Here is a 22000-nt window from a genome sequence, read left to right as displayed (position 1 = left end):
AATTTTCGCCGTGGGAATTTGACAACGTGCGCACCTGCGAGCGATGACGCGTTTTTTTGGCGTCGACCTCGGTGATATGCTTGTCGTACGTATTGTAACAACGCGGCTTCAGACCAAAGCTGCTGCCCGAAGCAAAGAAAGCAACATGTGCCAACTTCTCGGAATGAATTGCGCCGAACCGACCGATGTGACGTTCTCGTTCACCGGTTTCGCTGCGCGCGGCGGCGTTACGGATCATCACGCTGACGGCTGGGGAATCGCCTTCTTCGAGGACAAGGCGTGCAGACTGTTCATCGATCATCAGTCGTCCGCCAGTTCGCCGCTCGCGGATATGGTCAAGCGCTATCCGATCAAATCGAAGAACACGATCGCGCATATTCGCAAGGCGACGCAGGGGCATATCCTGCTTGAGAATTGCCATCCGTTCATGCGCGAGTTGTGGGGACGGCACTGGATTTTCGCGCACAACGGCGATCTCAACGGCCACGCGCCCGAACTCAACGGCGTGTATCAGCCGGTCGGCACCACGGACAGCGAACTGGCGTTCTGCACGCTGCTGCAAGGTCTGCGCCGCGCGTTTCCGTGTTCTCAGCCGCCGCTCGACGAACTATTCGAAGCGCTGGCCGAACTCACGCGCGGCATCACGCAATACGGCGTGTTCAATTTCCTGATGTCGAACGGGCAGGCGCTGTTCTCGCACTGCTCGACGCATTTGTACTATCTGGTGCGGAGCTGGCCGTTTTCGACGGCGCATCTGATCGACGCGGATATGTCGATCGACTTCGCCAAGTACACGACGCCGGAAGATCGCGTGGCGGTGATCGCCACCTCGCCGCTCACCGACGATGAAATCTGGACGCGCTTCACCCCCGGCGATCTCGCCATGTTCCAGTGCGGCGCGCTCACGCGTACGTTGAATATTCCGGTGCCGGAAGCGGTTGCCAAAAAGGCCGCAGAGCCATTGCAGAAAGCATGCGTGGGATCGGCGCTGAAGATCGAGGAAATAAGATCGAGCGCGGCGGTGGAAACGGAATTGGGTATCGAATAAAGCGGAAAAAGAAACGTGACCGAGCACCGAAGTGGCTGTTGGTCACGTTCACTTGCTGCTAAACCACGCGATCTCGAGTGGATTAGCAGCAGGAAATGGCGCCTCAGAACGTAGCGTGAATTTCCTGATCGCAATAGTCACCGCTGTAAACAGGGACCCGTGACACTTCACCGGAACCGCTTATTGTGACGCGATACTCCACGGTGCATTCCGAGCCATCGGCGAATGCAGCCTGAGCAAAAGAGAAAAACAATGCCGACGCGACAGCAGTAAGGCCGACTACTTTCTTCATGACAACCACCTCTTTAAATAAGCATTACCAATCAATTGCGACGATCAAACGTCGCCGTTGAATATAGCTTAGAAGAATCTTGACGATTGGCTTTCGCGACGCTTTGTTCCAAACCGGATGACCGCGAAATCGCTTCTCACATTCGGCCCGACTGACTTTCTCGCCAAGCTGACAGCGCAACGCATGCACAAAAAACGCGGCGCTCCTTTCGAAGCGCCGCGTTCTCTGCCGCCGGTAATACAGGCTCAGTGCAGGATCTTCGCCAGAAAATCCTTCGCGCGATCCGACTTCGGATTCGCAAAGAACGCTTCCTTCTGATCGTCCTCGACGATAATCCCGCGATCCATAAAGATCACGCGATTCGCCACCTTCTTCGCGAAGCCCATTTCGTGCGTCACGCACATCATGGTCATGCCTTCCTGCGCGAGTTCGACCATCACATCGAGCACTTCGTTGATCATCTCGGGATCGAGCGCGGACGTGGGTTCGTCGAACAGCATCGCGATCGGATCCATCGACAGCGCGCGGGCAATCGCCACGCGCTGCTGCTGACCGCCCGACAACTGGCCCGGAAACTTGTCCGCATGCGCGCGCAGGCCGACGCGATCCAGCAGCTTCAAGCCCTTTTGCGTGGCTTCATCGTTCGAACGGCCGAGCACCTTGATCTGCGCCAGCGTCAGGTTCTGCACGATCGACAGATGCGGGAACAGTTCGAAGTGCTGGAACACCATGCCGACCTTCGAGCGCAGCTTCGACAAGTTGGTCTTCTTGTCCGTCAGCGACTGCCCGTTGATGCTGATTTCGCCCTTCTGGAACGGCTCCAGGCCGTTCACGGTCTTGATCAGCGTCGATTTACCCGAACCCGACGGGCCGCACACCACCACGACTTCGCCCTTTTTCACTTCGGTCGTGCAATCCGTCAACACCTGAAACTGCCCGTACCACTTCGAAACGTTTTTGATAGAGATCATCTTGCGACCTTTTTCTGAAGACTTTTGACGAGGGCCGACGCCAGCACGCAAATCACGAAATAGCATGCGCCCGCGAACAGCACCATTTCGACGATCGTACCGTCGCGGTCACCGACGTTCGCCGCCGTGCGGAAGAAGTCCGCGAGACTGATGACGTACACGAGCGACGTATCCTGAAACAGGACGATGGCCTGCGTGAGCAAGAGCGGCACCATCGCGCGGAAGGCCTGCGGCAGCACCACGAGTTTCATCGCCTGACCGTAGGTCATGCCGAGCGCGAAGGCCGCGTTCACCTGACCGCGCGCCACCGCCTGAATGCCCGCGCGGATGATTTCCGAATAGTATGCGGCTTCAAAAAGCGAGAAAGCGACCATTGCCGATGCCAGGCGAATATCGATATCCGCCGAGAGACCCAGCACGTTCTGCAACACCTGCGGCACGATCAGGAAGAACCACAGCAAGACCATGACCAGCGGGATCGAACGGAAGATCGTCACGTAGGCGTTGGCGAACCATTGCAGCGGCTTGATGCCCGACAGACGTAATAGCGCAATCAGCGTCCCTAGCACGATGCCGACCACAATGGCCAGCACCGTGATTTGCAGCGTGATGATCGCGCCGGTCCACAGCGTCGGCAACGCGCCTGGAATACCGCTCCAGTTGAATTGATGCATTACTTGCCTCCGATGTAGCCAGGCAGCCGCGTCTTGGCTTCGACCCAGCGCATCAACTGCATCACGACGAGATTGATCAGCATATAAGCGACCGTCACCGCGATGAACGACTCATACGTCTGCGCGGTGTAATCGACGAGCTGACGCGCCTGCGCCGACAAGTCCAGCAGACCGATGGTCGATGCCACCGCCGAGTTCTTGAACACGTTGAGGAATTCCGACGTGAGCGGCGGCACGATGATCCGATACGCCACCGGCATTAGCACATAGCGATACGTCTGCCATTGCGTGAAGCCCATCGCGAGACCCGCGTTGCGCTGGCCGCGCGGCAAGGCGTTGATACCCGAGCGCACCTGTTCGCACACGCGCGCGCCGGTGAACAGCCCGAGACAGATGATCGACGAGGAAAAGAACTGCGCGGTCGGCGGCAGTTGTTTGAACCAATTTCCGATGGAAGGCGGCAGCAATTCCGGTATCACGAGATACCAGACGAAGAACTGCACGATCAGCGGAATATTGCGGAAGATCGCCACATACACGGTGCCGATAGCCGACAGCGTGCGGTTCGGGACCGTGCGCAGAATACCGAAAAACGAGCCGACCACGAGCGCGATCACCCACGCCGCGAGCGATACGGTAATCGTCACCCAGAAGCCGGAAATCAGCCAGCCGAGATAGGTGGTGGGTTCGCCGGTCGAAACAGGGCTGAGCAGAACGCCCCAGTTCCAGTGGTAAGACATGGACTCACTCCAAAAAAAACGGAAGAAGCAAGCTCCTTCCGTTTAGTTCGTTCGATGATCGAACCGGTTAGTCGATTGCCTTGTCATTCGGGCTCTTGTAGAGAGCCTTCATGTCATCGCTTTCCGGGAAGTTGAGGTTGAGGCCCTTCGGCGGAATCGGGCTTTCGAACCACTTCTTGTAGATCTTGTCGGCGTCGCCCGAGGTTTCGACCTTGGCGATGGCGTCGTCCACGACCTTCTTGAACTCAGGATCGTTCTTGCGGATCATGCAGCCGTACGCTTCATGCGACTGCGGTGCGCCGACGATCACGAAATCGTTCGGGTTGTTCGACTTGGCGCGTTCGCCTGCGAGCAGTGCGTCGTCCATCATGAACGCAACGGCGCGGCCGGTGGACAGCGTCAGGAACGACTCGCCGTGATCCTTCGCGCTGATGATGTTCATGCCCATGTTCTTGTCCTGATTCATCTTGCGAAGCAGGCGCTCGGACGTGGTGCCGGCAGTCGTCACGACGGTCTTGCCCTTCAGGTCGGCCCAATCCTTCACGCCCGAATCCTTCTTGGTCATGAGACGCGTGCCGATCACGAAAATCGTGTTCGAGAACGAGACTTGTTGCTGACGTTCGGCGTTGTTGGTGGTCGAGCCGCACTCGATATCGACCGTGCCGTTCTGCACGAGCGGAATACGGTTCTGCGAGGTGATCGGCGTGAGCTTCACTTTCAGGTCGGACATGCCGAGCTTCTGCTTGACGGCATCCACGACCTTCAGCGCGAATTCATGCGAATAGCCGACGACTTGCTGCTTGTCGTCGTAGTAGGAAAACGGAATCGACGACTCGCGATGCCCCAGCGAGATCACGCCCGTGTCCTTGATTTTCTTCAAGGTCCCCGCATCCTGCGCGTAGGCAGCCGACGTTGCAACCAAACCGAGCGCGGCCAACAGCAGCGCTGCTTTTTTAATCTTCATGTGTTCGATCTCCTATGGCAAAAGCGGGGCCAAGTTTAGCAGGGTAATTATTCTGAAAGAAATGGCTGTTAACCCACGCCGTCTTATTTTCGAGACGACTTGGCGATACACGTTGCAACCCGGTTGCGACCGCGCGAATGATAAATCAGTTCAATAAAAAAAGCGGGAGACATTCTTGTGAATGTCGCCCGCTTTCTTTATGGGGTAGGAACGCGGCGCTGATGCGCGATCCGCGTGCCTGTAAAACGATTATCTCGTTGCCGCGACAACGAATGCTTCCGAACGATCCGGATGCGTCGCCGCTGCAATCAGCGCATTGCCGTTGACGCTCACCACGCCCGTGAAGGTCTCGCCGCGGTTCGGACACTTGTCTCCGAAGACGATCGCCGTGTCGTACACGTTCTTCGTGCCGTGAACCTTGACGTTGCCCGAGAACGAGCAGCCACTCGGCCCTGATCCGTACACCGAGCCATTGCTGTAGATCACGAACGTGACGGTCTCGCTGCCTCTGAACGTAGCGCCCGCGCCGTTGTACGTCCCGGAAATTGCGGCGAGATTCGGCGTCTCATCGTAAACCGTGCTGTAAGTGGTCGAAAATGAGGCGCTTTCATTCGCGGCTGACGTGAACGAGCCGTTCAAAGACGTCTGCGGGAAGTAGGCTGCGTTGACTGAGCCGTGGACGGCGGTGCTGCGGTAAATCTGGTAGTCGAAGGCGTCAGCGGAGTTGAACACGGCATTGGACGCTGTCGCCGTTCCCTGCACCAGGCCAAGTGCGTTTGTCGCCTGATTCACATACACAAAGTAGTACGTGCCGTTATCGAGTACGACGCCGCTGACCTTGTCGCCGTTCGCATCCGTGCCGCTGTACATACCCTGTGCTTCGAAATCGCCATTGACGGCAGGCGGAACATCTGCGTTGTTCGCGGCCTTGCCGTCGTCGTTGCTTCCACCGCCACCACCGCATGCAGCAAGCACCAGCGCGCACAGCACGCTTAGTAAGCCGATCTTCTTCATTTGTTCTCCTTTTGTTTACGCTCGTTTATCGAGGGGCGAGCGCTTCCCCGCAGTGCTTTCGGGTGAATGGTCAGCCCGAAGATTGCGCGGAGTATAAGTAAACTAAGGAAAACGAAATGTCAGAAATTGTGGATTGTCAGGCACGAACGCCAAAAAGCGCGCGGCTCTCGTGAGCCACGCGCTTCATCAAAACTTTCGCACCGCCGATCCGATCAGGGATACAGCCCGCGCATCTCACGCGCCTGCAGAATCCGCGTACACGCGACGATAAACGCCGCCGTGCGCACCGAGACCTGCTGCTCGCTCGACACTTGCCATACCGCCGCGAATGCCTCGCGCATCACGCGTTCGAGTCGTTGATTGATTTCGTCTTCGGTCCAGAAGAAGCTGGAGAAGTCCTGCACCCATTCGAAGTACGACACGGTCACGCCGCCCGCATTCGCCACCACGTCGGGAATCACGAGCACGCCCTTGTCGTGCAGGATGTCGTCGGCCGCCGTCGTGGTCGGGCCATTCGCGCCTTCGACGATGATCTTCGTCTTGATCTTCGCCGCGTTCTTTTCGGTAATCTGGTTTTCCAGCGCGGCCGGAATCAGGATGTCGCTTTCGATCATCCAGAACTCGTCCTTCGATACCGGGTCCGCGCCCGCAAAGCCGCCGACGCCACCGTTCTTCGCCACATGCTCGAGCAACGCGACCGTATCGATACCCTTCGAATTGAAGATGGTGCCGGTGTGATCCTGCACGGTAATCACGCGCGCGCCCGCTTCCTGGAACAGCTTGCCCGCGATCCCGCCCACGTTACCGAAGCCCTGCACCGCAATCCGCGCACCTTCGATTTCCATGCCGATCCGACGCGCCGCTTCCGTGCCGACGACGAACACGCCGCGCCCCGTCGCTTCCTTGCGGCCGAGCGAGCCGCCCAGCGCGATCGGCTTGCCGGTGACGACGCCGGTCGCCGTCTGGCCTTGGTTCATGGAATACGTGTCCATCATCCACGCCATGATCTGCTCGTTGGTGTTCACGTCCGGCGCCGGAATATCCGTATTCGGCCCGATGATGATGCCGATCTCGCTCGTATAGCGACGCGTCACGCGCTCCAGCTCACCACGCGACAACGTACGCGGATCGACACGAATACCGCCCTTCGCGCCGCCGTACGGCACGTTCACCGCCGCATTCTTCACCGACATCCACGCCGACAGCGCCATCACTTCCGAGAGCGTCACGTCCTGGTGATAACGCACGCCGCCCTTGCCCGGACCACGCGATACATTGTGCTGCACACGATAGCCTTCGAAGTGCGCGACCGTGCCGTTATCGAGTTCGATCGGGCAATCGACGACGAGAATCCGCTTCGGACGCTTGAGGGTTTCGAGCCAGCGGGAGAGAGAACCGAGATACGGTGCGACGCGATCGACTTGCCGCAGATAGTTGCCCCAGGGGCCGAGGTCGTCGGCGTTCAGATAGGAGGGAACGGCGTGATCGTACTTCGGGGTGGACATTGACGCTCCAGCGTTGTGTGGAATGCGCCCATTGTCGAAAAACGGCATTTTTTTATCCAATGCCGTTTCCTTATCCGATTATGCGTTTCGTGCATAACGTTCGAAAGCCTTACGCGGCGGGCGTGTTGAGCGTTGCCTGAGCGACTGCGTCCCATAGCGCGCGCATCAGCGCCTGACGCGGCTCTTCGCCCTGCGACGCCATCTTGTCGCGATACAAACGTATCTCCATCGTCAGCGTGAACTGACCGGCGGGCGTGCCACGCGTGCCGCGATCCAGTCGAATCAAGCGCCCTTCTTCGACGGAATCTTCCACCGCGCTATGCGGCAGGAACGCGATGCCGTGACCGGCAATGGTCATCGCCTTGAGGCCTTCGGCCATGTCGGTTTCATACACCTTGTCGAGATACAAGCGCACCGGCGATGTCGCGATGATCACCTCGGTCATGCGTCCAAGGTACGCGTTCGGCGTGTACGAGAGATACGGCACGGGTGTATCGGCGGATGCGGGCAGTGTGAAGCGCGCGCGTCCGCCTTTGGTCACAGCGGAGAACGGGCTGATGGGTTCGGTGCCGAGCGTGAGCATGTCGTAACGCGCGGGATCGAGCGCGACGGGATGGCTTGGATGGTGATAGCCCATCACCAGATCGCAGCCGCCTTCGACCAGCGACAACACCGCATCGTGCACGTTCAGCGCGCGCAGACGCGTGCGAATGCGCCCGAGCCTCGCTTCGATATGTTCGAGCCAGCGAGGAAAGTAGGTCAGCGACAAGGTATGCGGCACCGCAAACTCGATCGTCGCGGCAGGCACGCCGGTTTGTCCGCGCAACAGCGTGCGTGCTTCGTGAAACTGCGACAGCATGGCCAGCGCTTGCTCATAGAACACGTTGCCCGCTTGCGTAAGACGCGTCGGATAAACGGATCGGTCGATGAGTTCAGTGCCGAGCCATGCTTCGAGCGCCTGAATACGCCGCGAAAACGCCGGCTGCGTAATGTGCCTGAGTTCAGCGGATCGACTGAAGCTGCGCGTCTCCGCGAGCGAGACGAAGTCTTCGAGCCATTTGAGTTCCATGCTTCGTGGTGCGCTTTGATGCGCTCATAGCGGCAAAACCCGCATTTTATCGATACGCCCACGCTTAATGCGTGGCGCACCACGCGCAAGCGTCATCGCACGGGCGCGGTGCGGTTATCCGCTTGGTTAAATCGTGGACAAAAAACACGTGCGTTCGGGCAAAGGCACGACTGGCTTGCGTTCGCGCCGGTGCAGCAGACGATTGGCATAGGCCTTGCAAATTTCCGGCATCGAAACGACGCACGCCCATCCGGAATTCGCCATGTCCAATCTGATTGCCTCGCTCAAAAGCGGCAACTGGCGCTCACTCGTCGCCTGCTTTCTTTACTTCGATACGGGATTCACGGTCTGGGTGTTGTACGGGCCGCTCGCGCCGTTTATCGGCCGCGATGTGACGATGTCGGCGGCACAACAGGGCTTTCTCGTCGCGGTGCCGGTGCTTGCCGCCGCGATCCTTCGCGTGACACTCGGCAACCTCTATCAATCGACCGATGGACGACGCGTCGCGTTGATGGGCGTGCTGCTTTCGTCGATTCCGGCGATCGTGCTGCCCTTGCTTTCGGGCACGCCATCGTATGCGCTATTACTTGTGCTCGGCGTGTTCCTCGGCATGGGCGGCGCAAGCTTCGCCGTCGCATTGCCGATGGCCGGCAGCAACTATCCGCCGAAGGTGCAAGGCCTCGTGCTCGGGCTGGCCGCGGCGGGCAACATCGGCGCGGTGCTCGACGGCTTCCTGTTCCCCCATCTCGCCGATGCCTTCGGCTGGAAAATGTCCACCGCCGCCGCGCTTCCCTTGCTGGCGATCACGGCGGTCGCGCTGTTCGCGTGGGCATCGGATGCGGGCGAAAAATCCGGCAGCACGATGCGCGCGTTGTCGAGCTTCGTGGTGACGCTCGTGAGTCTCGTCGTGCTGGTGCTCGCGGTGAACGCGGGCGTGTTCGGCACGGGCAAGGCTGGCGTGCTGCTGTTGCCGGTGATCGGCGCGCTGATTGCCATTGCCGTGTTGCCGCGCCGATACCGCTCCGTGCTCGGCGAGCGCGATACGTGGATCGTCATGCTGATCTACAGCATCACCTTCGGCGGTTTCGTCGGCATGTCTTCGTACGTGACGCTGCTGCTGACCACGCTCTATCAGATGCCGAAGCTCGAAGCGGGTCTGTTCATGTCGCTGCTGGCGTTTCTCGGCGCGATCGTGCGGCCGTTCGGCGGCTATGTGGCGGATCGCGTGACGGGTGTGCGCGCGTTGCTCGTGCTGCTCGCGGCGATTGCTATCGGCGATTTCGCTTTTGCTATCTGGATGCCGCCGGTCGCGGGCGGCCTGGCGATTCTGATTTGCCTGTACATCGCGTTTGGTCTCGGCAATGGCTCGACCTTTCAGCTCGTGCCGCATCGATGGAAAGGCAAGACCGGCTTGCTGTCGGGGATCGTGGGTGCCGCGGGTGGCATCGGCGGGTTTTATCTGCCGGTGATCATGGGCATCGCGAAGGAGACCACGGGGAGTTATCAGATGGGCTTCGCCACTTTCGGCGTACTTGCGACGTGTGCGTTCGGCGCGTTGTTCATGCTGCGCACGCAGTGGCTGCGCTGGTCATCGACTGAGGCGATCGGGCGTGATGCGGTGGCGATCGGCGGGGCGCACGCGATGGAGTAAATCAACGGCCGAGCGTCGCCACCGGATCGAGCGTCGTTTCGCCCGAATCCGGTCCTGCGGCCCGCTGCTGCAACGCCCACATCTGCGCGAAGAGACCGCCTGCATCGAGCAATTCGGCGAACGTGCCGCGCTCCACGATCCGCCCGTGATCCATCACGATGATCTGCTGCGCATGCGTAACCGTCGATAGCCGATGCGCAATGATCAGCGTGGTCCGCTCGCGCGCGATCGAATCCAGTTCGCGCTGAATGGCGCGCTCGGACTTCGAATCGAGTGCGGAGGTGGCTTCGTCGAAGATCAGGATCGGCGGATCTTTCAGCAGCGTGCGCGCGATGGCCACGCGTTGCTTCTCACCGCCCGAAAGCTTCAGCCCGCGTTCACCGACCGGCGTGTCGTAACCCGCAGGCAACGCCTCGATGAAATCGTGAATATGCGCCGCGCGCGCCGCCGCGATCACCTCGTCGCGGCTCGCGGAAGGCCGTCCATACGCGATGTTGTAGTAGATCGAATCGTTGAAGAGCACCGTGTCCTGCGGCACGATGCCGATCGCCGCGCGCAGCGAATCCTGCGTCACATCGCGAATGTCCTGTCCGTCGATCGTGATGCGGCCAGCCGCCTCGCGGTCGAGATCGTAGAAGCGGAACAGCAAGCGTCCCAAAGTCGATTTTCCGGAGCCGCTATGACCCACTACCGCCGTCGTTGTGCCAGCCTGAATCGTGAAATCGACATCGTGAAGAATAGGCCGCGCCGATTCGTACGCGAAGTCCACCGCTTCAAAACGCACCGCGCCGCCGATCACTTTCAGGTCGGGCGCGTTCGGCACGTCCGGCACTTCGCGTCCCGCCGCCAGCAGCGTGAACATGCGGTCCATATCGGTCAGCGCCTGCTTCAGTTCGCGATACACCACGCCCAGAAAATTCAGCGGTATGTAGAGCTGAAGCATGAACGTGTTGATGAGCACGAGATCGCCGAGCGTCAGCCGCCCTGCCATCACGCCTTGCGTCGCGCGCCACAGAATGAACACCAGTCCGGTGCCGATAATCGTCTGCTGACCGAAGTTCAGCATCGACAAGGAACGTTGCGACTTGATCGCGGCCGTGCGATAGCGCTGCAAATTCTCGTCGTAGCGTCGCGCTTCCCATTCCTCGTTGCCGAAGTATTTGACCGTCTCGTAGTTGAGCAGCGAATCGATCGCGCGCGAGTTCGCCTTCGAGTCGAGATCGTTCATCGTGCGGCGAAAATGCGTGCGCCATTCCGTCACCTTCACGGTGAACACGATATACGTGACTAAGGCGATGCCCGTAACAATCGCGTAATACGCTTCGTATTTGGTGATGAAAAACACCATCACGAGGCCGACTTCGACCAGCGTCGGCAAAATGCTGTAGAGCGAATACGACACGAGTTGCTGAATGCCGCGCGTGCCGCGTTCGATATCGCGCGACATGCCGCCGGTCTGCCGCTCCAGATGAAAGCGCAGCGACAACGAATGCAAATGGCGAAACACCTTCAGCGCCAGTTGCCGCACCGCGCTTTCCGTCACCTTCGAAAACAGCAGTTCGCGCAGTTCAGTGAACAGCGAAGTCGATAACCGCACGCCCGCATACGCCACCACCAGCAAGCCGATTCCGCCGATCAGCACCATGCCCGGCGCATCATGTGCGCGGCTGATGGCGGTGAGGCGCTGCACGGACGACAAACCATCGACGATATGCTTCATCACGATCGGCACGCCGAGGTTCGCGACCTTCGCGCCGATCAGACACGCGAGCGCGAACGCGACGCGCCATCGGTATGTGGTGAGATACGGCAAGAGCGAGCGAATCGTCTGCCAATCGTCTCGCGGGCCTTGGGACGGCAAGCCCGGCTCGCGTGTGGGGAAGCGGCGCATGATGTTTTGTGGGAATGGCTTATATCGACCGGACGAGCGTGTCGGACGCGCGCTTTACCGTACAATCGATTGGGATTGACCCATAAATAAGCATTGTCGCAGAAGGTTCAAGGGGCTGCTTTCGCTGACCTTATGTCCTTGGCGACACGTGCAAACCGGAAAGCGCGCTGCCATGCCATACGAATCGCAACTCCCTCAGAAGCCGGTCGCGCTGCGCGTCGTGCCGCAGCCCGCGGATGCCAACGTTCACGGCGATGTCTTCGGCGGCTGGATCATGGCGCAAGTGGATATCGCCGGTTCCATTCCGGCGAGTCGTCGCGCGAGTGGGCGCGTCGCCACTGTCGCGGTCAACTCGTTTCTGTTCAAGCACCCGGTGTTCGTCGGTGATCTGCTGAGCTTTTATGCAGACATTGTGAAGACGGGCAATACGTCGGTGACCGTGTATGTCGAGGTGTGGGCGCAGCGCATGAATCGCGCGGACGATGTCGTGAAGGTGACCGAGGCGACGCTCACCTACGTCGCCACGGATCGCGATCGGCGGCCACGCGTGTTGCCGGCGCTCGATTAAGCCTCGGCAAGCACGCCCTGCTGCAAGAGGCCGGGAATCGCTTCCTGCGGCATCGGGCGCGAGTAGAAATAGCCCTGCATTTCATCGCAGTCGCGCTGGCGCAGGAATTCGTGCTGCGCCTCGGTTTCCACGCCTTCCGCGATCACCTGCAATTCCAGCGAATGCGCCAGCGCGATAATCGCCGACGTGATGGTTTCATCGTCATCGGATGAGCCGATATCCGCCACGAACGACCGGTCGATCTTCAGCCGATGCACCGGAAAGCGCTTCAGATACGACAAGCTCGAATAGCCCGTGCCGAAGTCATCGATCGCAATACCGATCCCGAGCGACGACAGTTCTTCCAGCATCGACACCGCTTCTTCTGCATTGCGCATGATCGCGCTTTCGGTAAGTTCGAGTTCGAGAAAGCGCGGTTCCAGACCGGTTTCATCGAGCACGGACGTCACGAGCGTGGCGATATCGCGCTGCTGAAAATGCCGCGCCGAAAGATTCACGGAAACGCGCGCAGGCGGCAATCCCGCGTCCTGCCACGCCTTGTTCTGACGGCACGCCTCGCGCAGCACCCATTCCGATAACGGCCCGATCAGCCCGCTCTCCTCCGCCACCGGAATAAACGATGCTGGTGACACCAAACCTTGCTCCGGATCGCGCCAGCGCACCAGCGCTTCGATCCCGACGATCGAACCCGTCGCCATATCCACTTGCGGCTGATAGTGCAGCAGGAATTCGCCGTCGCGCAGCGCGCGCCGCAAGCGCCGTTCGAGGTTCATGCGCGCGCCAACCGTCGCGTTCATCTCCGGCTGATAGAACTGGTAGGTGTTGCGGCCCATATCCTTCGCGCGATACATCGCCAGATCGGCCTTTTTCATGACGGTTTCGGCGTCGTCGCCATCTTGCGGGAACAGCGACGCGCCCATGCTGCATCCGACGTAAAGCTCGGTATCGTCGATCAGAACCGGCTCGGAAATGGCCGCGCGCGTGCGCTCCATCCAGGCGATCAGACCGGCTTCATCGGTGAGATCGGGGAGCACGATCACGAACTCATCGCCGCCATGACGCGCGACGGTATCGCTGGAACGGGCCGAGCGCGCAAGCCGTTCCGCGATCACCGCAAGCAAGCGATCACCGACACTGTGGCCGAGACTATCGTTGACGTTCTTGAAGCCGTCGAGATCCATAAACACGACGGCGATCTTCGCATCGCGCCGACGCGCGGTTTCGATCGCGTGCTGCAAGCGGTCGCGCAGCAGATTGCGATTCGGCAGACGCGTGAGGCCATCGTAATTGGCCTGATATTCGAGCTGTTCCTGATAATTCATCAGGTCGGTTACATCGTTGATGATGCCGATATGGTGCGTCGTCTGTCCCAGCGCATTCGGCACCGGCGCGATAAACAACTGATTCCAGAACAGCCCGCCGTCCTTCCGATAGTTCCGCACCACCACGCTCGCTTCCGTATTCGCGGTGAGCGCATGACGAATCTCGACGAGTCCGTCCTGATCGCTTTCCGGGCCATGCAAAAAACGGCAATCGCGCCCGATCACTTCACTCGGCTCGTAACCCGTGATGCGCCTGAACGCCGGATTGGCATACTCGATCACGTTCGCACCGCCGACCACGCCGGTGATCAGAATGGCGTTGACGCTGGCATCGAGCGCGCGACTTTGCAGACGCAACGCGAGTTCGGCGCGCTTGCTGTCGGTGACATCGTGATAGGAACCGAGCACGCCGATGGTCTGCCCTTCGCCATCGAGCAGCGGCATCTTGCTGGTGACGATGGTACGCAGCGAATCGCCCATCACGACATCGCGCTCGTAGTGCATCTTCGGCACGGTAGTCGACATGATCTCTTCATCGTCGATACGCGCCGCCGCCGCAAACGCACTCCACGGCAAGTCGAAATCCGTCTTGCCGACGACCTGCTCGTTGTACGCGAGACCGGCATCGTGCGCGAAGGCGGTGTTGCAGCCGAGATAACGCGAATCGCGATCCTTCCAGAACACGCGCTGCGGAATGTTGTCGATCACCGCTTCGAGCATTTCGTTCGAACGACGCGCTTCCGCTTCGGCGTTGATGCGATCGGTGACATCGTTCGCCAGCATGAAGATGCCGGGCTTGTTCGAATATCGTAAAGCGTGATGCGATACATCCGCGCTGATCGCTGCGCCATCGCGCCCACGATATCGCCATACGCCCGCCGATCCGCTCTCACTGCGCGCGAGCCGCGCGACGAAGCTGTCGAAATCATCGGCGTAATGGAGATCGCGCAGCGTCATGTTCATGAACTGCAATTCGTTCAGACCGAAGTGCGCGATGGCCGCCGGGTTGACTGCGACGAAGCGCATGCTTTCGCGATCGACGATCCACATCGGCACCGGATGCGCTTCGAACATGCCGCGAAACGGCTCGTTGCTGTGCTGCCGCGCTCGCGCAATCCCAAGCTTTTCGCGCGATGCACGTTCGTGGCTCGCAAACAGCCAAATGAGCACACCGCTGCCAGCGAGCATCGTAAAGACGAGCAGACGCAGCGTGCCGGCGTCGCTGTCGCGCAAACCGCCGATCCGTTCGCACGCGACGAACGCATTCGCGCCAAGCGCGGCCACCACGACCACGATGCTGACGAGCAAACGCCTGGAGATGAAACGACTCATGCGACGGCTGATCCTTTGGCTGATACCGCTGGCTGCGCGTCGGAGCGCAGTGGAGAACGAACGTTCAGTCCGTGCTCATTGGTTATCGCCGATATCGGCAGCAAGCGTGCCGTCTTTAGGGTCAGCCGTCGATTAATCTGAGGAAAGCCAAAGATTAACGTTTGCGGATGTTATTCCGTCAGACCAAACTCGCGCATCGCGGGCAGAAAGTCGTGATTGACCTTATCCGTGTTGCGGGAAAGTTTGGCGAGCGCGTAACGCTGGAATCGATCGAGCTTTCCCCATTTGGATAAGCTCGGCGAACTTACGCCGCACAGACTGCTTTGCCGGATCACCGTTTCGGGCACAGCGTCGGCGTGCGCCCAGACGGGATCGGTATCGCGCGCAACGTGATCGGGCTGTGTGTTGGTATGCGTTTTAAGCATTTCTTCGAGCGTGAGGTCGAAGTTCTTCTCGATCTCCGCTTCATCTTCGATCGGAAAACGCGCGAGCAACACGCGGTCTTCGTAAGGCAGCATCTGCCATTGTTCGAGCGAAATACGCATGCCGAAGCGATCGAGATTGAAGCGCACGGCCAGCGGAATAAAGCGCAGATTGTCCGAGGATTCGACCTCGAAACCGAAGAGACGGGCGGCGTCGTAAAGTCCCATGGCGATAGCCTCGTTGGATGAAGGGCGTTCTTTGCCCGCTTACGTTATTGTAGAAGTCTGTATCGGGATCCAACCGTAGCGATCTATGCAATGCGGTACGTCAGAGCAGCAAATGACGTTCCCAGACTTTACCCGAAGTCTTGCGTATCAAGCGCTTAAAAAAGCAGTCAGGAGCACTTCATTGAATCCACTCGAAACCGACGATCAACCCGGCTATGTCGAGCGACAGGTGAAACGTCATCGACATGGCGAAACAAGCGTGGCCGCCGATCACGTCGGTCAGGAATGGCCGGTTGCGCTGGTCTTCAACGGCATCTCGCATGCGGTGATGATGTGCACGCCGCGCGATCTCGAAGCGTTTGCCGTGGGCTTTTCGCTGACGGAAGGCATCGTTGAACGTGGCAGCGATATCCACGATATCGAAGTCTATTTCCGCGATGACGGCGTCGCGCTGCCGCACGCGGAAGTGCATCTGCAAGTCGTGCAGCAGGCGTTCGTTGCGTTGAAAGATAAGCGGCGTGCGTTGGCCGGACGCACGGGCTGCGGCGTGTGTGGAATCGAAAGTATCGACTTGCTGGATTTGCAGCCGGAGCGCGTGCCGGATACCGGCTTTCTGGCCAGGCTCGCGCCCGATGCGATCGAACGCGCGGCGCGGGAGTTGTCGGCGCATCAGCAGTTATCGAAGCTGACGGGTGGCTTGCACGCCGCCGCCTGGTGCGATGAACACGGCGCAGTACGCTACGCGTTCGAAGATGTCGGACGGCATAACGCGCTGGACAAGCTGATCGGTCATCTCGTGCTGCAACGCGAAGATACGACGCAAGGCTTCGTGTTTCTGTCGAGCCGCGCGAGTTATGAACTCGTGCGCAAGTCCGCGCGCGTCGGCATTCCGATGGTCGCGACCATCTCCGCGCCGACATCGCTGGCGATTGCGATCGCGGAGAAAGCAGGCCTGCGGCTCGTCAGCTTTGCGCGGGAAAACAGCTTCGTGGAATACGACATCGACTGATCTTATTGCCCGCCGCAGGACATATCGCCTTCTTCGCAGTGAAGTTGCGAGTCGAGATGCTTCGTCTGCTCGCGCGTCAGTTGTTCGATACACATGCCCTGCATCGCCAAATGAATGCTGCCGGTGCGTGAAGACATGGTGTCGAACTCGCACTGCGCATCGCGCCATGCGACCCACGCGCGCTGCGACTTGCGAAGCTGCTCCGCGCCGTCCTTGCTGACCTTCGCCATCAACGCGCGATACGTCTGATTCAGCTTCTCGTCCGCCGCCTTCATGTTTCTGCCGACGCATTCGTTCATCGCCATTTGCGATTGCGAGTCGCCGCATTCGGCTTGATTCGCCGCCTGTGCCTGCGTGCTTAACGCGAGCAGCATCGACGTGAAGATAAGCGCGCGTCGCATCATTCGAACCTCGTGAAATCCGGCTTGCGCTTCTCGAAGAACGCCTGAAACGCCTCGCGCGCCTCCGGCGCGATCAGCATTTGCGCGAACTGCTCGGCTTCGGTTTCCATGCGCGCGGTCACTTCGCTCGACTGCGAGCGCTTCATCAGCGCCTTCGTCACACGCAATGAAGATGCAGGCAGTGCGGCCAACTTCTTCGCTTTGTTCTGCACATATGCATCGAGTTCGCTGGCTTCAAGCGCGCCGTTGACGAAACCCATCGCGATGGCTTCGTTCACATCGAACGCTTCGCCTGTCAGCAGCTTTTCCGCCGCGCGTTGATATCCCGCCGTGCGCGGCAGCAACAGACTCGATGCCGCTTCCGGACACAAGCCCAGTTGCGCGAACGGCAGCGAAAACTTCGCCGTCGATGCCGCGTAGACCATGTCGCAGTGAAGCAGCATCGTCGTACCGATGCCGACGGCCACGCCCGGCACCGCAGCCACAATCGGCTTCGGAAACGCGCTGATGCGGCGCAGGAACTGGAACACGGGCGCGTCGAGACCCTTGGGCGGATCGTTGAGGAAATCGTCGAGATCGTTGCCTGCGCTGAACGCGCTGCCATTGGCGCGCAGCAGCGTCACGCGCACGGTCGGATCCTTTTCGGCTTCGTACAAACCGTCGGCCATTTCCTGATACATCGCCGCCGTGATCGCGTTTTTCTTGTCCGGGCGATTGAGCACGATGCTCAGCACGCCGTCCGCACGCTCGATAAGAATGTCCATCTGCTGTCTCCGTTATCGTCGGGTCCGTAAGCGTATGCCCACGGACCCGAAGCATCACAGCCGCTCGATAATGCCCGCCGCGCCCATGCCAGTGCCGACGCACATCGTCACCATGCCGTACTTCAGGTTGCGTCGGCGCAGGCCGTGTACGACGGTCGCCGCACGAATCGCGCCCGTCGCGCCGAGCGGATGCCCGAGCGCAATCGCGCCGCCGAGCGGATTGACCTTGGACGTATCCAGCCCGAGATCCTGAATCACCGCCAGCGATTGCGCCGCGAACGCTTCGTTCAGCTCGATCCAGTCGATATCGTCCTGCTTCAATCCCGCCGCTTTCAGCGCGGCCGGAATCGCTTCCTTCGGCCCGATACCCATGATTTCCGGCGGCACGCCGCGCACCGCGAAACTCACGAAGCGCGCCAGCGGCGTCAGATTGAACTGCTTCAACATCTTTTCCGATACGACGATCAACGCGCCCGCACCGTCCGATGTCTGCGAGCTATTGCCCGCCGTCACCGAGCCTTTGTTGGCGAACACGGGACGCAGCTTAGCCAGACCTTCGACGGACGTTTCCGCGCGCGGGCCTTCGTCGAGTTTGATCTCGCGCGCGTTCACGCGCACTTCGCCCGATGCGAGATCGGGGAAACGCTCATGCAGCGTGTACGCGGCGATTTCATCGGCGAATTCGCCTGCTTGCTGCGCGGCCAACGCGCGCCGATGCGATTCCGCCGCGAACGCGTCCTGCGCCTCGCGGCTCACTTTCCAGCGCTCGGCCACTTTCTCGGCGGTCAGACCCATGCCGTACGCGATACCCACGTCCTCGTTGCGATCGAAGATATGCGGCGACAGCGACGGCTTGTTGCCCATCATCGGCACCATGCCCATCGACTCGCAGCCGCCCGCGATCATCGCATCCGATTCACCCACGCGGATGCGGTCCGCCGCCATTGCAAGCGCCGTCAGGCCGGATGCGCAGAAGCGGTTCACCGTCACGCCGCCGACCGAACTCGGCAGACCGGCCAGCAACGCGCCCATGCGCGCGACGTCCAGCCCTTGCTCCGCTTCCGGAATCGCGCAGCCGATGATCGCGTCTTCGATCACGCTGGTGTCGAGTCCCGGCACTTGCGCCACGGCCGATTTGATCGCGTGGACCAGCAGTTCGTCGGGGCGCGTGTTCTTGAACACGCCGCGCGGCGCCTTGCCGATCGGCGTGCGGCTCGCGGCGACGATATATGCGTCTTGAAGTTGTTTGCTCATTGTTTGCTCCAATGCGTCGCGCTTAATTACGAACCGGCTTGCCGGTCTGCAACATGCCCATGATCCGTTCCTGCGTCTTCTGCGTGCCGAGCAAGTCGACGAACGCGCGACGCTCCAGCGCCAGCAGCCATTCCTCATCGACGAGACTGCCCGCTTCGATATCGCCGCCGCACATGGCTTCAGCGATACGCCCCGCGATCAGATAATCGTGATCGCTGATAAAGCGGCCATCGCGCATATTCACCAGCGACGCCTTGATGGTCGAGATCGCCGAACGTCCGGCCACGGGAATCTGCTTCGCGCGCAACGGCGGACGATAGCCCGACGCAGCGAGCGCCCGCGCTTCCTTCTTCGCGATGTCGAGCAGCTCAAACACGTTGAACACGATCGTGTCCGATGCCTTCAGATAACCCATCACGCGGGCATCGAATGCGGACGCGGAGACTTTCGCGGTCGCGGCGTTTTCGAACGACTTCTGCAGGAACTTGAGCAGATCGCTGGTTGCGTTGACGGCGCTCGCGGCTTCGGCAGCGCGCAACGCCGCTTCCTTCAGACCGCCGCCCGCCGGCACCAGACCCACGCCGATTTCCACCAGGCCCATATACGTTTCGATATGCGCGACGCGCTTTGCCGATTGCAGCACCAACTCGCAGCCGCCGCCCAACGCAATGCCCGATACCGCCGCCACCACCGGCACGTTCGCGTACTTCACGCGCAGCATCGTGTCCTGAAACTTCTTCACGAACGGCTCGATGCCTTTTGCGCCGCCCATCATGAACGCGGGCATCGCTTCTTCGAGGTTTGCGCCTGCTGAGAACGGACCGCCCGGTGCGCCGAGTTGCAGCGAGGTCGGTTGCCAGATCACGAGGCCGGCGTAGTCCTTTTCGGCAACATCGATTGCCTGTGTCAGGCCGTCGAGCACGCCCGGACCGATGGTGTTCATCTTCGATTTGAACGAGACGATCAGCACATCGCTTGCGTCTTGATCCAGCCATGCGCGCACGTGCTCGTTCTCGAACACCGTCTTGCCGAAGGTCTTCGGATCGGCACCCGTTTCGCCGACGAGCGGCGCGCGGAACACTTGCTTCTCGTAGACCGACAGCGTCGAGCGCGGGACGTATCGCTTGGTGGATGGCGACCACGAACCTTCGCTCGTATGCACGCCCTGCTCCGCGACGGGACCATCGAGCACCCACGCGGGCAGCGGCGCGTTCGACAGCGCCTTGCCTGCATCGATATCTTCCTGCACCCACTTCGCGATCTGTTGCCAGCCCGCCGCCTGCCAGCTTTCGAACGGACCTTGATTCCAGCCGAAGCCCCAGCGGATGGCGAGATCGACGTCGCGCGCGTTATCGGCAATCGAATCGAGATGCACGGCGATGTAATGGAACACGTCGCGGAAGATCGCCCAGAGGAATTGCGCCTGCTTGTTGTCGGTTTCGCGCAGCAACTTGAAACGCTCGGCGGGCGGGCGCTTCAGAATGCGGCCGATCAACTCGTCCGCCTTCGCGCCGCCATCGACATATTGCGACGTCTTCGGGTCGAGCACCTTGATCGCCTTCCCTTCCTTGCGATAGAAACCCGCGCCGGTCTTCTGGCCGAGCGCGCCGTTCTTCACCAGCGCTTCGAGCACGGGCGGCGTTTTGTAGACGGGGAAGAAAGGATCGTCGGGCAGGTTGTCCTGCATCGTTTTGATGACGTGCGCCATCGTGTCGAGACCGACGACATCCGCCGTGCGGAACGTGGCCGACTTCGCGCGGCCCAGACGTGCGCCGGTGAGATCATCGACTTCATCGAATCGCAGACCGAACTTTTCTGCTTCTGCGATCACCGCGAGAATCGAAAATACGCCGACGCGGTTGGCGATGAAGTTCGGCGTGTCTTTGGCGCGCACAACGCCTTTGCCGATTACGCTCGTCAGGAAGGTTTCGAGTTGATCGAGAATTTCCGGTTTCGTCGATTCGGTCGGGATCAGTTCGACCAGATGCATGTAACGCGGCGGGTTGAAGAAGTGCACGCCGCAGAAACGCGCTTTGAGTTCTTCGTGGAAACCGTTCGATAGTTCGGTGATCGACAAGCCCGATGTGTTGCTTGCGAAGATCGCGTGCGGCGCGATGTGCGGGGAGACTTTCTTGTAGAGATCGTGCTTCCAGTCCATGCGCTCGGCGATCGCTTCGATGACCAGATCGCAGTCTCTCAACTTGGCGATGTCGTCTTCGTAGTTCGCTGGTTCGATGTATTGGGCGTCTTCTTTTACGCCTAGCGGTGCTGGCGAGAGCTTCTTCAGGTTCTCTATCGCTTTCAGCGCGATGGCGTTCTTTGGGCCTTCTTTTGCTGGAAGGTCGAACAGCAGGACAGGGACTCGCGCGTTGATCAGATGCGCGGCGATTTGTGCGCCCATTACGCCGGCGCCCAGGACCGCTACTTTGCGGATGTTCAGAGTGTTCACCTTTGGTGTGCTCCTGTTTTCGGTTTTCTTGCTTGTCTTGCTACTGCGTTTGTCTTGCGTTTTCGTTCAGTAGCCGCCTCCCCGGCGGGGGGGTAACTTTCTTTGCTGCTGCAAAGAAAGTCACCAAAGAAAGCAGCTTTTCCAATCAGACACTGCCCGTTGAGAAGGCAAGTGGATTAATTCTCTCTCTAGGTAACAATAGCTCGCCACCACGGAGGCCTGCCCGGCCTGCAAGGGAATAGGTACGGTCTCTTTAAGCATCTCCATTTCCTTAGCAGAGCGGATCGCGCTCATTCTTCCAGCGTGCGCGCCCTGCGCGCCGCCGGGCGTTAATCAAGCGAACCCGGCAGAGAACCAAGACGACGACTCAGCAAACGGCAACGTACAGACGCTATTCGGCCCAACGGTGATTAGCGCTTCTGTTCCCTCACG

General features: G+C 60.0%; 19 protein-coding genes. 4 read left to right on the top strand and 15 right to left on the bottom strand.

Annotated elements, in window-relative coordinates:
• The first annotated feature begins 145 nt into the window (after positions 1-145).
• The gene (locus P7F28_RS28030; RefSeq protein WP_277188112.1) at positions 146-1048 is read left to right on the top strand and encodes a class II glutamine amidotransferase; all 903 of its coding nucleotides are present in this window, start codon (positions 146-148) and stop codon (positions 1046-1048) included.
• 103 nt (positions 1049-1151) lie between these two features.
• Here the strand turns inward: P7F28_RS28030 and P7F28_RS28025 are convergent, their stop codons facing one another.
• The 8 genes from P7F28_RS28025 to P7F28_RS27990 form a co-directional block, all read right to left on the bottom strand.
• Entirely contained in the window at positions 1152-1340 is a 189-nt protein-coding gene (locus P7F28_RS28025) for a hypothetical protein (protein WP_277188111.1), read from the bottom strand.
• Positions 1341-1585: 245 nt separating this feature from the next.
• Positions 1586-2311 (bottom strand): amino acid ABC transporter ATP-binding protein, encoded by a 726-nt coding sequence (locus P7F28_RS28020; protein WP_277188110.1) that lies wholly within the window; start codon positions 2309-2311, stop codon positions 1586-1588.
• The gene (gltK, locus tag P7F28_RS28015) at positions 2308-2985 is read right to left on the bottom strand and encodes a glutamate/aspartate ABC transporter permease GltK (RefSeq protein ID WP_277188109.1); all 678 of its coding nucleotides are present in this window, start codon (positions 2983-2985) and stop codon (positions 2308-2310) included. Before gltK ends, P7F28_RS28020 begins: the two co-directional genes overlap by 4 nt.
• On the bottom strand, positions 2985-3725 hold the full coding sequence (locus tag P7F28_RS28010; RefSeq protein WP_277188108.1) for an amino acid ABC transporter permease: 741 nt from the start codon (positions 3723-3725) through the stop codon (positions 2985-2987). The genes gltK and P7F28_RS28010 overlap by 1 nt, the downstream gene beginning before the upstream one ends.
• A 67-nt stretch (positions 3726-3792) precedes the next feature.
• Entirely contained in the window at positions 3793-4689 is an 897-nt protein-coding gene (locus P7F28_RS28005; protein ID WP_277188107.1) for a glutamate/aspartate ABC transporter substrate-binding protein, read from the bottom strand.
• A gap of 249 nt (positions 4690-4938) precedes the next feature.
• Complete coding sequence (locus P7F28_RS28000; protein WP_277188106.1) at positions 4939-5703, bottom strand: hypothetical protein; 765 nt, start codon at positions 5701-5703, stop codon at positions 4939-4941.
• Between the two features lie 212 nt (positions 5704-5915).
• The gene (locus P7F28_RS27995; RefSeq protein ID WP_277188105.1) at positions 5916-7208 is read right to left on the bottom strand and encodes a Glu/Leu/Phe/Val dehydrogenase; all 1293 of its coding nucleotides are present in this window, start codon (positions 7206-7208) and stop codon (positions 5916-5918) included.
• A 109-nt stretch (positions 7209-7317) separates the two neighbouring features.
• Positions 7318-8277, bottom strand: a complete 960-nt coding sequence (locus tag P7F28_RS27990; protein WP_277188104.1) for a LysR family transcriptional regulator — start codon at positions 8275-8277, stop codon at positions 7318-7320.
• Between the two features lie 262 nt (positions 8278-8539).
• Between P7F28_RS27990 and P7F28_RS27985 the strand changes: the two genes are divergently transcribed.
• Complete coding sequence (locus P7F28_RS27985; protein WP_277188103.1) at positions 8540-9928, top strand: MFS transporter; 1389 nt, start codon at positions 8540-8542, stop codon at positions 9926-9928.
• A gap of 1 nt (position 9929) precedes the next feature.
• Here the strand turns inward: P7F28_RS27985 and P7F28_RS27980 are convergent, their stop codons facing one another.
• Positions 9930-11819, bottom strand: a complete 1890-nt coding sequence (locus tag P7F28_RS27980) for an ABC transporter ATP-binding protein/permease (RefSeq protein WP_277188102.1) — start codon at positions 11817-11819, stop codon at positions 9930-9932.
• 172 nt (positions 11820-11991) lie between these two features.
• On the opposite strand from P7F28_RS27980, the gene P7F28_RS27975 reads away from it, so the two are divergent.
• Positions 11992-12387 carry an acyl-CoA thioesterase gene (locus P7F28_RS27975; protein WP_277188101.1) on the top strand — a complete coding sequence of 132 codons (396 nt, stop codon included), beginning with the start codon at positions 11992-11994 and terminating at the stop codon, positions 12385-12387.
• On the opposite strand, the gene P7F28_RS27970 is transcribed toward P7F28_RS27975, so the two are convergent.
• Both P7F28_RS27970 and P7F28_RS27965 read right to left on the bottom strand, forming a co-directional pair.
• On the bottom strand, positions 12384-15041 hold the full coding sequence (locus P7F28_RS27970) for an EAL domain-containing protein (RefSeq protein WP_277188100.1): 2658 nt from the start codon (positions 15039-15041) through the stop codon (positions 12384-12386). The genes P7F28_RS27975 and P7F28_RS27970 overlap by 4 nt on opposite strands.
• A 170-nt stretch (positions 15042-15211) precedes the next feature.
• Positions 15212-15691, bottom strand: a complete 480-nt coding sequence (locus tag P7F28_RS27965) for a nitrate reductase associated protein (RefSeq protein WP_277188099.1) — start codon at positions 15689-15691, stop codon at positions 15212-15214.
• A gap of 181 nt (positions 15692-15872) precedes the next feature.
• Here P7F28_RS27965 and fdhD point away from each other — a divergent pair, with 181 nt between their 5' ends.
• Positions 15873-16700 (top strand): formate dehydrogenase accessory sulfurtransferase FdhD, encoded by an 828-nt coding sequence (gene fdhD, locus P7F28_RS27960; RefSeq protein WP_277188098.1) that lies wholly within the window; start codon positions 15873-15875, stop codon positions 16698-16700.
• A 2-nt stretch (positions 16701-16702) separates the two neighbouring features.
• Here fdhD and P7F28_RS27955 read toward each other — a convergent pair whose 3' ends face one another.
• Genes P7F28_RS27955 through P7F28_RS27940 form a run of 4 tightly spaced genes read right to left on the bottom strand, consistent with a single transcriptional unit; the run spans position 16703 to position 21568 of the window.
• Positions 16703-17104 carry a lysozyme inhibitor LprI family protein gene (locus P7F28_RS27955; protein WP_277188097.1) on the bottom strand — a complete coding sequence of 134 codons (402 nt, stop codon included), beginning with the start codon at positions 17102-17104 and terminating at the stop codon, positions 16703-16705.
• Positions 17101-17865, bottom strand: a complete 765-nt coding sequence (locus P7F28_RS27950) for an enoyl-CoA hydratase (RefSeq protein ID WP_277188096.1) — start codon at positions 17863-17865, stop codon at positions 17101-17103. The genes P7F28_RS27955 and P7F28_RS27950 overlap by 4 nt, the downstream gene beginning before the upstream one ends.
• A 54-nt stretch (positions 17866-17919) precedes the next feature.
• On the bottom strand, positions 17920-19119 hold the full coding sequence (locus P7F28_RS27945; RefSeq protein WP_277188095.1) for an acetyl-CoA C-acyltransferase: 1200 nt from the start codon (positions 19117-19119) through the stop codon (positions 17920-17922).
• 22 nt (positions 19120-19141) lie between these two features.
• Positions 19142-21568 carry a 3-hydroxyacyl-CoA dehydrogenase/enoyl-CoA hydratase family protein gene (locus P7F28_RS27940; protein ID WP_277188094.1) on the bottom strand — a complete coding sequence of 809 codons (2427 nt, stop codon included), beginning with the start codon at positions 21566-21568 and terminating at the stop codon, positions 19142-19144.
• Positions 21569-22000: the final 432 nt, after the last annotated feature.

Source organism: Caballeronia sp. BR00000012568055 (assembly GCF_029439455.1).
GTDB lineage: Bacteria > Pseudomonadota > Gammaproteobacteria > Burkholderiales > Burkholderiaceae > Caballeronia.
The sequence above is the reverse complement of the archived record's forward strand: the minus strand, read 5'-3'. Positions and strand labels throughout refer to the sequence as shown.